This is a genomic window from Lentzea aerocolonigenes (genome assembly GCF_000955955.1).
Classification (GTDB): Bacteria; Actinomycetota; Actinomycetes; order Mycobacteriales; family Pseudonocardiaceae; genus Lentzea; species Lentzea aerocolonigenes_A.
In genome coordinates, this window is record NZ_JYJG01000095.1 from 1 (window position 1) to 12,446 (window position 12,446).

The 12,446-nt window shown below is 68.1% G+C and carries 18 protein-coding genes; 15 read left to right on the forward strand and 3 right to left on the reverse strand.

Annotation, left to right across the window (positions count from 1 at the left end; all coding sequences use genetic code 11):
• Positions 1-245: 245 nt before the first annotated feature.
• Together UK23_RS51550 and UK23_RS15415 are read left to right on the forward strand one after the other, a co-directional pair.
• On the forward strand, positions 246-473 hold the full coding sequence (locus tag UK23_RS51550; protein ID WP_156213125.1) for a hypothetical protein: 228 nt from the start codon (positions 246-248) through the stop codon (positions 471-473).
• A complete protein-coding gene (locus UK23_RS15415; protein ID WP_045312204.1) occupies positions 457-1,095 on the forward strand; it encodes a hypothetical protein in 639 nt (212 codons plus the stop codon). Before UK23_RS51550 ends, UK23_RS15415 begins: the two co-directional genes overlap by 17 nt.
• 7 nt (positions 1,096-1,102) lie before the next feature.
• Here UK23_RS15415 and UK23_RS15420 read toward each other — a convergent pair whose 3' ends face one another.
• The gene (locus UK23_RS15420; RefSeq protein WP_045312205.1) at positions 1,103-2,086 is read right to left on the reverse strand and encodes a hypothetical protein; all 984 of its coding nucleotides are present in this window, start codon (positions 2,084-2,086) and stop codon (positions 1,103-1,105) included.
• A gap of 57 nt (positions 2,087-2,143) precedes the next feature.
• On the opposite strand from UK23_RS15420, the gene UK23_RS15425 reads away from it, so the two are divergent.
• The 3 genes from UK23_RS15425 to UK23_RS15435 are packed head-to-tail and all read left to right on the forward strand — an operon-like array spanning position 2,144 to position 5,606.
• Complete coding sequence (locus tag UK23_RS15425) at positions 2,144-2,584, forward strand: hypothetical protein (protein ID WP_156213126.1); 441 nt, start codon at positions 2,144-2,146, stop codon at positions 2,582-2,584.
• Positions 2,574-4,253, forward strand: a complete 1,680-nt coding sequence (locus tag UK23_RS15430; protein ID WP_045312206.1) for a terminase — start codon at positions 2,574-2,576, stop codon at positions 4,251-4,253. Before UK23_RS15425 ends, UK23_RS15430 begins: the two co-directional genes overlap by 11 nt.
• Before the next feature lie 30 nt (positions 4,254-4,283).
• The gene (locus UK23_RS15435) at positions 4,284-5,606 is read left to right on the forward strand and encodes a phage portal protein (protein WP_045312207.1); all 1,323 of its coding nucleotides are present in this window, start codon (positions 4,284-4,286) and stop codon (positions 5,604-5,606) included.
• Here the strand turns inward: UK23_RS15435 and UK23_RS15440 are convergent.
• On the reverse strand, positions 5,603-6,007 hold the full coding sequence (locus UK23_RS15440; protein ID WP_045312208.1) for a hypothetical protein: 405 nt from the start codon (positions 6,005-6,007) through the stop codon (positions 5,603-5,605). The genes UK23_RS15435 and UK23_RS15440 overlap by 4 nt on opposite strands.
• A 66-nt stretch (positions 6,008-6,073) precedes the next feature.
• Between UK23_RS15440 and UK23_RS48665 the strand changes: the two genes are divergently transcribed.
• From UK23_RS48665 to UK23_RS15465, 5 genes are all read left to right on the forward strand, one after another.
• On the forward strand, positions 6,074-6,856 hold the full coding sequence (locus UK23_RS48665; protein WP_052684691.1) for a hypothetical protein: 783 nt from the start codon (positions 6,074-6,076) through the stop codon (positions 6,854-6,856).
• A gap of 29 nt (positions 6,857-6,885) precedes the next feature.
• Complete coding sequence (locus UK23_RS48670) at positions 6,886-7,848, forward strand: hypothetical protein (protein ID WP_052684692.1); 963 nt, start codon at positions 6,886-6,888, stop codon at positions 7,846-7,848.
• A gap of 96 nt (positions 7,849-7,944) precedes the next feature.
• Complete coding sequence (locus UK23_RS15455; RefSeq protein WP_045312209.1) at positions 7,945-8,772, forward strand: P22 phage major capsid protein family protein; 828 nt, start codon at positions 7,945-7,947, stop codon at positions 8,770-8,772.
• The gene (locus tag UK23_RS48675; RefSeq protein WP_052684693.1) at positions 8,769-9,302 is read left to right on the forward strand and encodes a hypothetical protein; all 534 of its coding nucleotides are present in this window, start codon (positions 8,769-8,771) and stop codon (positions 9,300-9,302) included. Before UK23_RS15455 ends, UK23_RS48675 begins: the two co-directional genes overlap by 4 nt.
• Positions 9,303-9,378: 76 nt before the next feature.
• Positions 9,379-9,591 carry a hypothetical protein gene (locus tag UK23_RS15465; protein WP_156213127.1) on the forward strand — a complete coding sequence of 71 codons (213 nt, stop codon included), beginning with the start codon at positions 9,379-9,381 and terminating at the stop codon, positions 9,589-9,591.
• Positions 9,592-9,831: 240 nt separating this feature from the next.
• On the opposite strand, the gene UK23_RS15470 is transcribed toward UK23_RS15465, so the two are convergent.
• Positions 9,832-10,155: a hypothetical protein gene (locus UK23_RS15470; protein ID WP_045312211.1), complete on the reverse strand. Its 324-nt coding sequence runs from the start codon at positions 10,153-10,155 to the stop codon at positions 9,832-9,834.
• An 84-nt stretch (positions 10,156-10,239) separates the two neighbouring features.
• On the opposite strand from UK23_RS15470, the gene UK23_RS15475 reads away from it, so the two are divergent.
• From UK23_RS15475 to UK23_RS52655, 5 genes are all read left to right on the forward strand, one after another.
• A complete protein-coding gene (locus tag UK23_RS15475; RefSeq protein ID WP_045312212.1) occupies positions 10,240-10,563 on the forward strand; it encodes a hypothetical protein in 324 nt (107 codons plus the stop codon).
• Complete coding sequence (locus UK23_RS15480; RefSeq protein WP_045312213.1) at positions 10,560-10,985, forward strand: hypothetical protein; 426 nt, start codon at positions 10,560-10,562, stop codon at positions 10,983-10,985. Before UK23_RS15475 ends, UK23_RS15480 begins: the two co-directional genes overlap by 4 nt.
• Positions 10,986-11,081: 96 nt before the next feature.
• A complete protein-coding gene (locus UK23_RS15485) occupies positions 11,082-11,708 on the forward strand; it encodes a hypothetical protein (RefSeq protein ID WP_156213128.1) in 627 nt (208 codons plus the stop codon).
• Positions 11,709-11,740: 32 nt separating this feature from the next.
• Positions 11,741-12,022: a hypothetical protein gene (locus tag UK23_RS15490; RefSeq protein WP_045312256.1), complete on the forward strand. Its 282-nt coding sequence runs from the start codon at positions 11,741-11,743 to the stop codon at positions 12,020-12,022.
• Positions 12,023-12,036: 14 nt separating this feature from the next.
• The gene (locus UK23_RS52655) at positions 12,037-12,444 is read left to right on the forward strand and encodes a hypothetical protein (RefSeq protein ID WP_063778074.1); all 408 of its coding nucleotides are present in this window, start codon (positions 12,037-12,039) and stop codon (positions 12,442-12,444) included.
• The last annotated feature ends 2 nt before the right edge of the window (positions 12,445-12,446 follow it).

The window sequence follows — 12,446 nt, forward strand, 5'->3', positions numbered from 1 at the left end:
CAGTCCAAGACTGTGCCGACGTCCCCGCAGAAGGGCTCTCAGCCTGCGCTAACGGCCCCGAAACGCTCCCGGGCCGCGCCGCACGGCTGAGGGGTGGGGGGTGACCCCCGCCGCGTCCGCGGCCCCACCGGTACGTCATAGCTCCTCGCGGTCTGTACGAAACTCGGGCCTTTTCGCCACGTGGCGTCGGCGCTCACGCGGCGCCACCTCGCCGCCACCGCCGGCCACTTCTCACGCCGCGCCACGTGACCGTCCCGCCGGCGACTTCCCTGCGCCGCGCGGCGCAACTCCCCGCCATGCTCACCCGAGGAGGCCCGTCGTTGAAACCTGCCCACGATCCGGCTGACGCCAACGAGATCGAGCTGATCGACTTCACACCCTTCGCCGTCGAGATCCCGCGTCTCGATCAGCTCTCTCCGCCGCGCAAGCGCAAGCGTGAGATCCCGGCCGGAGGAGGTGAGCCGCGCGACTGACCTTCTCGTTGCCCCGTGCACGCGCGCCGCCGCGAAGTACGCGGCCCAGCGCTGGCACTACTCGGGCACCCTGCCCAACGGCAAGATCGCGTGCTTTGGTGTGTGGGAGGACTGTCGGTTCATCGGCGCGATCGTCTACGGCCGAGGCGCGAACAACCACATGTCCAGCCCGTTCGGGCTGACACAAACCGAATGCGTCGAGCTGGTCCGCATCGCGCTCACCGACCACGACTCGCCAGTCACGCAGATGATCGCCGCGAGCCTGCGCCAGCTCCGCGCCGCGTGCCCCGGCCTGCGCCTGGTCGTTTCCTACGCCGATACCGCGCAGGGCCATCACGGCGGCGTCTACCAGGCCGCTAGCTGGCTCTACACCGGAGCGCGCGGAAGCTCGGATGCCTACTACCTGGTGCAGGGCGTGAAGACCCACGGCAGGACCGTGTCCAACTTCGCCCGGTACCGCAAGCGAACGGACGAGACGAGCCTCGACTACGTGCGCCGCACAGTCGACCCGCAGGCCCACCGGATACGGAATCTACCGGTCAAGCACCGGTACATCCTTCCATTGAACAAGACCACGCGGCGCGTGCTGCGGCGGATGCACAAGCCGTACCCAAAGCCTTGATTGAGACTTAGAGGCCAGACGCTCCGATGGAAAGGGCCAAAGGCAGGTCGATTCCTAGCGTAAGCCTCAACATCTCCTTCACGGTCTCGCCGCATTTGCCGGAGTCGATGTACGTCGGGATCTTCCCGCCATGCAGCCACTTGTTGCGCAGAATCCGGTTCTCGTCAAGCGAGGCGTGAAGCGGGGCGGGCAGAACTCCGGCCAGGCCAAGAATTTCAGAAACAATGGACGCCGTGAAGTCTCGGCCGTTCAGCTTTTCTCGACGCTTCTTGCTCACCGTTCCACCTGCTGCCGCGATTTGCTGTTCGTAGTAGCTTTTCCATAGCTGGTTCTGCAATGCCTCGCAAACCGTCCAAAATGCGATGATGGAGCCAGCAAAGTCATGTTTCGTGTGCGCAACCAGGGCTTGGTTAACCAAGACGATGAGGTCTAGCGTGCCGGGCGCCTCGTGTTGTAGGACTTGGTTTAGCAGATCGGCGGCCTTGTCCATCACCGCCGCCGAGACAGCGCCGCCAGCGCGCCACTTGTCCTCCGGCGTATTGGGCAAGCCGAGGATTGCGTTGCCGCCAATTCCATTTCCCGACGGATGCCGGTGGTAAAGATCAGTGTGCGTCAACGAAAAGGGCTCGGCACCGTGGCGCTCTACCGACACGAACGCCGAGTGTAGGGCCAATGCGAACGCATTCATTACGTTGACCCGCACGCGCGTGGCTCGAAGAAGTTCATCGAAATCGAAGGCGGAGGGGGAGTCGCCTTCGTCCCAGTCGGTAAGAGCCGAGGGGTAGCCTGCGAAGTCGAATTCAAAAGTCCCTTGCCGCTGGCCGGAAATCGAGATCCCGGCGTCAATTTCATGAGACCATACCGTCTCGGTAAATACCTCGTGGGACCACGGTCCTTTTCCGGTCATTATCTCTGCCCAGCCCTCAGGCTCCCCGCACAGCCATAGGTCGCGGGTCTGACGTAGGTAGAAACCGGAGATGGTGCCAGCCATCCACAAATGCTAGCGGCTCGCACGATCCGCGCAAACGTGGCCGACCAGGGGGTGAGCGTGGCGATTACCGGTCGTCCGCCCAGCGAGAACCCCCGCAACCGCAATGCGAAGTCCTACGACTGGACCACCGTGGAGAACGTCCCGTGGACCGGCACATCTCCTGATCTTCCGTCGCGCGGTCGTCAGCGCTGGCATGTCGAGACGCGGGCGTGGTGGGAGGCTGTGCGACGGATGCCGCACTGTCGGTTGTGGACTGACACCGACTGGCGGTTCGCGATCGAGACGGCCCGCCTGGTGGACGACTTCTGGCGCGGCGAGTTGAACCGAGCGCCGGAGCTGCGGTTGCGGTCGGCAAAGCTCGGCCTCACGCACGAGGACCGTCTCAAGCTCCGTATCCGGTACGTCGACCCGGTGGACGAATCCGCCACGTCCGCGGCAGATCCTGCCGCCGTGACGCGACTGGACGAGCGCCGCAAGAGGTTGTCTGGTGCCTCGTGAACTCGTCTACGCCCCCGAGCACGACCGCACGCGTTCGCTGGGCTGGTTGGCCTGCGCGTGGATCGAACACTGGGCCGTGCACGGACCTGGTGACGTACAAGGCGATGACGTCGAGCTTGACGACGAGTTCGCCGGGTTCATCACCGACGCGTACAGCCTGAACCGGCAGGGCCGCCGCCTCTACTCGCGTGCCGCGCTCGTGCGGGCGAAGGGCCGCGCCAAGAGCGAGCTTGCCGGGTTCGTCGGCCTGTTCGAGGCGCGTGGCCCCGCCCGATTCGCCGGCTGGGCCGAGGGTGGCGAAACCTTCACGTGGCGGGGCTTCACCTACACCTACTCGCCGGGTGAGCCGATGGGCCGCCCGATCACCTATCCGTACATTCGTTGTCTCGCAACGGAAGAGTCGCAGGCGGGCAACACCTACGACGTCATTCACTTCAACCTGGCACAGGGACCGCTCGGTGAGGACCTGCCTCGCGACGCCGCCGGGCTGACGCGGATCTTGCTGCCCGAGGGTGGCGAGATCATCCCGTCCACCGCCAGTTCGTCCGCAAAGGACGGCGGCAAGGAGAGCTTGGCGATCTACGACGAGCCGCACCTCTACATCACGCCGGAGTTGCGGCGGATGTTCAAGACGGTGGACAGGAACCTGAGGAAGAGGCGCGCGGCCGAGCCGTGGGGACTGCTCACCTCGACGATGTACCAGGGCGGTCAAGACTCCACGCTGGAGACGGTCCACAAGCAGGCCAACGCAATCAGGGAGGGACGCACGCGTGCGTCCCGGCTGCTGTGGGACCACCGGCACGCCCCGGCCGACGTCGATCTCACCGACCTGGACGCGATGGTCGCCGCGCTCACCGAGGTCTACGGACCGGCCGCTGCGTGGATGGACCTGGCCGGGATCGTCGAGAACGAGTTCTGGGACATCGCGAAGGACGTCGAGGAGAGCAAGCGCTACTTCTTCAACGTCGCCGGGGCCGCCGCGACCGCCTGGACCACCGTGTCCGAGTGGGACGGTTGTCTGGACGAGGACGCCCCGCCGTTCGACGACGGCGACACCATCGTGATGATGTTCGACGGCAGCAAGAGCGACGACGCAACCGGCCTGCTCGGCGTGCGCATGTCGGATGGACACGCGGGTGTGCTGCACGTGCAGGAACGCCCCGAGGACCTTCCCGCCGACCAGGCCTGGCAGGTCGACCGGGACGCGGCGGACCTGGCTGTGCGTACTGCGTTCGAGCGGTTCGACGTCGTGGGATTCTTCGCTGACGTCCGTGAGTTTGAATCCTATGTGGACAGTTGGGCGCTGGAGTTCGGCGACGACCTTCTGATCGAAGCCAGCACAGGCCGCAATCGGCACGCCGTCGCGTTCGACATGCGCGGCCGTGCCCAGGAAACCACCCAAGCCACCGGCCGCGCGTTGATCGACATCCGCGACCGCACCCTGACCCATGACGGAGATCTGAGGCTGCGGCGGCACGTTCTCAACGCGCGCCGGTCACCAAACCGGTACGGCGTGACCATCTCGAAAGAGTCGCGGGAGTCCCCGCACAAAATCGACTTGGCCGTCTGCCTGATCATCGCCCGGCACGTCCGCCGCTTGGTGCTCGCCTCGCCCGCGTGGGCCAAGCGTGCACGCAAGCGCGGCGGCAAGCTCCGCGTCTTCACCTGACGCCCCAACACCAAGACAAGGGGGTGACAGGTGGCGCTTACGCGCACGGAAACCGCTGACGTGGCGCAACGCCTGCTCGGCCGCTGGCCGGACCAGACCCGCAACGACAAGATCCACCGGTACGTCAAGGGCGACCACGATCTACCGTTCGCGCCCAAGAACGCGAAAGCCCACTACCTGTGGATGCTGCGCAAGAGCCGGACCAACTGGTGCCGACTGCTGGTGCAGCTCATGGCGCAGAACCTGTTCGTGGACGGCTACCGCGCCACGGACCCGAGCGCCACCGCCGGCGACTCGGCCGGGTGGCGCCACTGGACCGGCAACCGCATGGCGCGCAGGCAAGCCGCCGTGCACCGTGCGGCGCTGAAGTACGGGACGGCGTTCGTGACGGTGCTGCCTGGTGATCCGGGGCCGGTCATCAAGGGCCACTCACCGCAGAACATGAGCGCGTTCTACGCGGACCCGGACGACGAATGGCCCGTGTACGCGCTGCTGAAATCGCGTTCCTACAGCCCGTCCGGCCCGCAGACGCTCTACCGGCTGTACGACGACCAGGCTGTCTACTTCCTCGCCCCGGACCGGGACGGGGCGCTGTCCTACGTGGAACACCGCGAACACGGTGTGGGCGTCTGCCCGGTCATCCGGTTCGTGGACGAGGACGACCTCGACGGCCACACGCCCGGTGTCGTGGAACCGATCCTCGACATTCAGGACCGCGTCAACTTCCAGACGTTCCTGTTGATGGCCGCTTCGCAGTCCGGGGCGCATCGGCAGCGCTGGGCGGCCGGGCTCGAACTCGACGACGGCGAAGAGCCACCGATCGGCCCGGACCGGCTGTTGCACTCGGACAGCCCGGAAACACGCTTCGGCACGTTCGACGCAAGCCCACTGAGCGGCTACGTCGAAGTACTCGAACAGGTGTTGCGGCACCTGGCGGCGATCACGCAGACCCCGCCGCACACGCTGTTGGCGAGCCTGACGAACCTCGCGGCCGACGCACTCGACGCCGCCGAGGACGGACTACAGCGCCGAGTAGGCGAGCGCCGCACCTCCTACGGCGAAAGCTGGGAACAGGTCCTGCGGTTGTGCTGCCTGCTCGCCGGAGATCTCACCGGATGGCAGGACACCACCGCGCAAGTCCGCTGGCGCAACACCCAGTCCCGCTCGCTGGCCGCCGTGGTCGACGCCTGGGGTAAGGCCGTCACGATGCTCGGAGTACCGCCCCAGTCGACATGGGAACGACTTCCCGGAGTCACCGACACCGACGTTCAACGCTGGGCGGCGATGCCCTCGTCAGCCGACGGCCACACGCTGTTGGCCGATGTCCTCGGTCGTGCGACATTTCCCGACTAGTCCGTGCCAGCGTCGTCCGCGCGCGCACGGCGTCTTGTGGATCTCCGCCGGACCTGCTGACCGATTGCGCCTGACGCGGTTCCCTCGTTCAGCGCACGAATGATGTCGGGCCTGTCAGCAGGAGCGGTCTTCCTCATCGCGATGGCGAACCGTAGAAGGCTGCACACTCCCGTGATCGCGGCTGCCAACAGGCCGACCGTCACGGCATTCGACAACATGGCCACCTCCTCGCGCTCGTCGAGCACACGATGGCCTATCGCGTGGCAAGCCAGCAAATAGGCGGCTATTAAAAGAAGTTCAACGTTGTTGTCTATGGAGCGACTGGTTATCGCGCTGACTTGCGCAACAGCTTCGTGCAGCAACCCGCAGCTCTCACTGGCAACCACCAGCCACTCGTACACATTCCAAGAAGTCCGACCAGGTCGTGACTCGGATCACAGTGTTGGTGTGAGGTTGGGCGGTGGTGAATGGCGGTAACGGCTGAGGGCACCAGGCTCACCGATCAGCACCGCCGTGCGCAGGCCAACGACAGCGTCCGCCTGGTCCGCGATGTGCTCGGGTTGTGGTCGTTGCTCGATCCGTTCCGGCTCGACGTCACGGTGTCGGGCTGGAAACGGCGGGTGCTGGAGTTGATCGGCCGCCACCGCTCGAAGTCCGAGCGGGTGGCGCTGGACTACTTCGAGGCGTTCCGCCGCGCCGAGCTCGGCGCCGGCCTCGTGCCGCCGCCCCGGGAAGTACTCGAGGCGGGGTGGCGCGACGCCGCCGAGGTGTCGTTGCTTGTGACCGGCCCGAGCACTATCAAGCGTCTGAGCGCTGCCGGGCTCGACCCGCACGAGGCCGCCGAACGCGCAGGACCGGGCGTTGCCGCTGCGGCGATGCGTCACGCTGCAGGCGGGGGCCGTGGCGCGCTGGACCAGGCGATCCGCCGCGATGACCTGGCGCTGGGCTACCAGCGCATCACGGGCGCGAAAGCGTGCGCGTTCTGCGCGATGCTCGCCTCACGCGGCCCCGTCTACAACACCCGTGATTCCGGGACGCTGACGTTGCGCGACGGCAAACCGGAGCCCTTCCACACCGGATGCACCTGCACCGTGGAGGCCGTCTACGACCCCGCCACCGACCTCCCCGAGACCGCGAAGCAGTTCGCCGCTCTGTGGGACTCCGTGGTCGTCGAGAACGGATTGCAGGGCAAGGAAGCCCGCAACGCGTTCCGGCGTGCGCACGAGGCCCGGATGCGCGCCGCGAAGTAGCTCCGCGGCCTCCCCTGGAAGGGAGGCCCGTGCGGGACGTCGTGATCGTCACCGGCCCGCCGTGCGCGGGCAAGTCCACGTTCGTCGCCGCCCGCGCGGCCCCCGGTGATCTCGTCCTGGACTTCGACCGGCTGGCCGTCGAGCTGGGCAGCCCGCACCCCTACGACCACCCGCCCGCGATCCGCACGGCAGCCCGAACAGAGATCGAACGCCGTCTGTCCGCTGCGGAATCCGGGCGGGTCTGGGTGATCCGCTCCGCACCTCACCTGAACGACCGCGCCGCCCTGGCCACTCGCCTGGGCGCGTCGCGCGTCGTCGTCCTGGCCGTCCCGGCCGAGATCGCCAAGCACCGCGCCCACGCCGACGCACGCCCGGCCTGGACCGCGCACGCCATCGACCGCTGGTGGTCGGCCTACCGCCCCAGCTCGACCGACACCCGACCCGAGGAGGTCCCTCCCGTGACCGCACCCGACCCCATCAGCGCCACCGGTCCCGGCACGGGCGAGCAGGCCGCGCCCGCCGTCGCACCGGAGAGCGCTCCGCCCGCCGCACCGGCCCGGCCGTCCACCGAGGACACCAGCGACAGCGAGTCCCTTCGCGCGCAGCTGGCCGAGGCACAGTCGTTCGCGGCCCGCGTCCCCGAGCTGGAGCAGCGCGCCGCCGACGCCGAGAACCAGCTGACCCGCCTGCGCGTCACCCGCGCGGCCGGGCTGGACGACTCGATCGCCGATCGGTTGCGCGGCAAGGACGAGGCCGAGCTGACCGCCGACGCCACCACGTTCGCCGAGCTGCTCAAGACCCTCGCGGCGGGAGCGTCCGCCGCCCCGCCGGCCTCTGCACCCGCCACGCCCGCCGCGTCCGCGGCGACTGCGCCGGGCCGCCGCCCGGTCGAGGCGCTGCGCCCAGCTTCGGCGGCACCGCCCGCCGAGACCGCCGAGGACGACCCGGCAGCGATCGCGCGGGCCGTGTTCGGCAAGCCGCCCACCCCATAAGGCCCGTTGTCCTAAGGAGACACGCTCATCCCGAACCAGTTCCTCACACCGAAGCAGATCGCCAGCGCGAGCATCGCCGCGCTGGAAAACCAGACCGTGCTGGGCGCGACCGCGTGGCGTGACGCCGAAAGCTCGTTCAGCGGCAAGCAGGGCGACGTGGTCACGGTGCGCACCGACACCGTGGTCGGCGAGGCGCGCACCTTCAACCGCTCCGCCAACCAGCCCATCGTGGTGGACGACGTCAAGGAAGTCGGCGTTGACGTCCGCCTGAACACCTACCTGTACAAGGGAATCAACCTCCCGGACGAACAGCTCACGCTCAACGTCCGCGACTTCACCACGCAGATCGCCACCCCGCAGGCCAAGAGCGTCGCGCGCGGCGTCGAGAGCCTCCTCGCCGCGCAGATGAACGCGCTCACGTCTTCGATCACGCTCAAGGCGGACGGCACCGACGTTCACACGATGCTGATCGAGGCCCGCAAGCGCCTCAACAAGGCGGGTGTCCCCGTCGAAGACAGGTTCTTCGCGGTGAGCGCCGAGGTTGAGGCGATGATCCTCAACGACCCGCGCAACAAGCTGATCCCCGTGGACGTCTCGGGTTCCCCGGCCGCCCTGCGTGACGCGATCATCGGCAAGCTCTACGGGTTCGTGGTCGTGCCGACCAACTACCTCGCGGACGGAAGCGCCGTCGCCTACCACCGCACGGCTTTCCCGCTCGTGACAAGGGCTCTCGACGTCCCGGCCGGTGCGACGTTCGGCGACTCGGTGACCTACAACGGTTTCGCCCTGCGCCTGATCCGCGACTACGACCCCGGTTTCCAGCAGGACCGCAGCGTGGTCAGCACGCTGGCGGGTGCGGAGACCACGAAGGACGACAACGTGGTGAAGCGCGCGTTGCGTCTGACGACTGCCGCGACTCCGTGACCGCCCCGGCCGCGCCGCTCGCGACGCTGCCGGAGCTGGAGACCCGCGCGCAACGCGCCCTCGTCGGCACCCCCGAGGAAGCACGCGGCCTCGCAGCGCTCACCGACGCCTCGGCGCTCGTGCGCGCCGAGGTACCGCCCGCGCTGCTGGCCCCGACCGTCCCGGCCGTGGTCGTGACGATCGTGTGCCAAGCGGCTGGGCGGGCGTTGCGCAACCCGGACGGGTACGCGTCCGAGACCATCGGTCAGTACGGCTACCGGTACGGCGACGCCACCGTGACCGGCGTCTACCTCACCACTGACGAACGGGCCGTCCTGCGCCGGATCGCGCGCCGCTCCGGCCTGCGCTCGACTCGCACCCCGCACAGCGCGGGAGACCACGCCGACCTCCCGGACACCGTCCCTGTCGTCTACGCGGACGGCACACCCGGCGAGCCGATGCCGTGGCGGTTCGTCGAGTACAGCGAACCCCAAGGGGAGGTGCCGCCGCCTGCACCTCCCGCACACGCTGACGATCGTCACTCCGGCTGAACAACCCGACGAGTACGACAACCCCGTGTCCCGATTGGACTACGGACCGGCAGCGTCCCGCCGCACCGTTCGCGGGATGATGCAACCCCGCACGAGCACCACCAGCAGTGAACCCGGCCGCCAGGCCGTCACCGGCTCGTGGTGGCTGTTCACCCTGGACCCGATCGCCGCGCGCGAACGCGTCGAGCACGACGGCCGCGTTTACCAGGTCGAGGGCGACCCCGAGCGTTGGGAGCCCCGGCCTGGTCGAGTTCACTACGAGACGACCCTGACTCACGCTGACGGATAGGGATTCCCTCACGCCGGTTCGCTCGGACGAAGCCCGTCAACGCGCGGATGATGGCGGGTCGCTCTTCGGGCTTTGCTCCCCGAAGGGCAACCACCAAGATCCACACGGGAATGCTCGCAACTACGGCGGCGGTCAGCGGCACCAACAGTTCAAGGTTCACCTTCCAGCTTGTACTGCACGATCCGCTTTCGGCAAAGGGCGGTCACGGCGCTGAGCCACTGTTTCACCTGATCGGTTGTATCAGTACGGGGTCTCTCCGTCCGGGTGCACCATCCGCAGATACCAGCGGGGCACGGTGTGCGCGAACGGCAGCGTCCCGAACGGCGTCTCACGCTCGTACACCACGTAGCCGTGCAGGCGTCCGGTCCTGGTCCGCACCCACGCGTACAACGTCGCGTCGACCTCGTCAGGCAGACCGAAACCCTGCTGTCGCATGAGGTCGGTCGGCTCCACACCCGTGCGCGCAAACCACTTCGGGAACACGTCGTTCCGGTCGAACCGGATACCAACGCCCTTCTCCCGCACCTCGCCGAGATCCAACGGCACCCGCACACCTTCGAACATGAGTTCGATTCTCGGTCGCGTGTCAAGGGCGCCGCAACTCGGCGACTACCACGCTCACAGCCCGGAACGAGGAGGTGACGCCCGGTGGCGGAGTTCCACCGTGACCGCGCTGGCCTCGCCGCGCTGCTCAAGAGCGAACAGGTCCGTGAGTTGCTGCGCGAGGCGGCGCACGAAGTCGCGGCCGAGGTCCGGGCGCAGGGGCACACCGTCGAGGACGGGTCCCCACTCCCGGTCGAGGTACGGGAGGAGACCGACACCGACAGGGCAGCCGTCAGTGTGGCGATCCCGCACCCCGCCGGTGTCGGCATGGAAGCGAAGCACGGCGTGTTGAAGCGTGCCGCTGCGAGTATCGGGTTGCGGGCCAAGGGATTCCGCAAGCCGCGCCGCCGGAAACGGAAGCGGTCGTGACCGCCGCCGGTGTGCCGGTGCCGGTCGACGTGGTGGAACTGGTGGTGCGGCTGGTGCGCCGCCTGCTCGCGGGAAACGCCGGCGAGATCGTGCGCGGCGTGCAGGTCGCCACGGAAACCGGACGCGGTCACAACGGCGGCCCGCCGTCGTTGCCGTGGCTGCTGGTCGCCGCCGATGACCATGACTGGGACTGGCCGGTGATTCAGACCGCCTCGATCCGGATCACGTGCTGGCACCGCACCGAGCACGCGGCGAAAGCGTTGGTAGCGCTCGTGATGGGCCTGCTGTGCGCTCGCCGCGCCTCGGGTGCGTTCCTCGCCGCCGAACCCGACACCGCCCCGATATCCGGGGTCGACCCGCACACCTCCGCGCCACTCGCGTTCATCGTCGTCACGGTGACCGCCCGCGCCTCGACGCGCTGACCACATCCCGCGCAATCCCACACACCCGCTTGCCCGCCTCATTGACTGGGGGTCGGTGAGGCGGGCTTCCCCCTTGTCCTCATTGGAGAAACGCCCTTGGCTATCAACACGAGCCTGGTCCGCGTCGCCGGAACAGGCGAGCTTTCCCTAGCCCCACCAGGAACCCCGGAACCCACCGACGCCACGACGGCGCTGCCCGCTGTCTGGTCCGGTCTCGGCCTGACCACCGAGGACGGCGTGACGCTGGCCCGCAAGGTGGAAAAGGAGGGGACGGCGCACTGGCAGCGCATCACCCCGGCCCGGTACATCATCAAGTCCCACGAACTGACCGTGAAGAGCGTCTTTCAGGAGACCAAGGCACAGGTCCTGTCCGCCTACTTCGGCGGTCTGGTGTTCGCGGAGACAGCGCAGGGCAGCAAGAAGTACCGCGCTGAGATCAGCACGCTCCCTAAGAGCGACGTCCGGGCGCTGTGTATCGACTGGACGGACGCGATCAGCGAAACCGAGATCTACCACCACCGGCTCTACGTCCCGCGCGCCGAGGTCTCCGAGACCGACGACGCCCAGTGGTCCCGGACACAGGAAGCCCGTTGGGGCATGAGCTTTTCCGCGCTTGCCCCGCCCGGATCGTCCACCACCCTGGCCGTGTGGCTGACCGACGATCCGGCCGTCATCGCCGGACTCGGCTCGTCCTCACTGGCCGTCGCCCCTGACAAGTCCTGACCCGTCGCCCGATCCTGTTGGAGGACAACCACGTGAGCACACGGCAGCGTGCCGCCGCCACCAAGGCCAAGACCACCCGCGCGAAGACCGACGTGACCGTCGAGTGGCGCGGCGAGACGTTCGCTCTGCCGACCGCCGAGGACTTCCCCCTTGACGCACTGGAGGCTGAGGAGGCGGGCAAGCATCTCACCGCCCTGCGCATGATCCTCGGAGAGCAGCAGTACAAGGCATGGCGCGCGCTCGCGCGCACCGCCAAGGACGCCGAGGAGTTCTCTGCGGTGGTGATGGGGGAGCTGGGTGCGGGAAACCGCTGACCGTCGCTCAGCTCTTGAGCGACGACCGCACCGCCGAAGCACTCGAAGTCGACCTGTTGCGCCACGGGGTCGACCTGCTCGACCTCTACCGCGGCGAGCTGGAGTTCCGCCGCGTGTGCGCGCTGGTCACCCACCTGCCCCCGGATTCGGCGCTGTGGCGCGCTTTGAGCCCCGATGGGCGGTGGACCCGTGCGGACGTGCTCGCCGCCGCCACCGAACGACGTCTCACCGCTCTGTGGGCGGCCGTCGCCGCGCTGCTCGGGCACGAGGCCACAGACGACCAGCTCGCCTCACCGCTCGACGCGCTCGACACGCACAACCCCGGCCCGGCCCCGACCGCTCCCGCGAAGGGAGGGGAGCGCGACACCACGGCCGCGCGGCCGTTGCGTGAGATCGCGCTGATGATGACGAGGGAGGCGTGACC

What these genes read in the sequence shown, in the direction of transcription:
- UK23_RS15470 (WP_045312211.1), bottom strand. Translation starts at nt 10,155, where the DNA reads ATGTTCGAAGGTGTGCGGGTGCCGTTGGATCTCGGCGAGGTGCGGGAG.
- UK23_RS15465 (WP_156213127.1), top strand. Translation starts at nt 9,379, where the DNA reads ATGATGCAACCCCGCACGAGCACCACCAGCAGTGAACCCGGCCGCCAG.
- UK23_RS15420 (WP_045312205.1), bottom strand. Translation starts at nt 2,086, where the DNA reads ATGGCTGGCACCATCTCCGGTTTCTACCTACGTCAGACCCGCGACCTA.
- UK23_RS48665 (WP_052684691.1), top strand. Translation starts at nt 6,074, where the DNA reads ATGGCGGTAACGGCTGAGGGCACCAGGCTCACCGATCAGCACCGCCGT.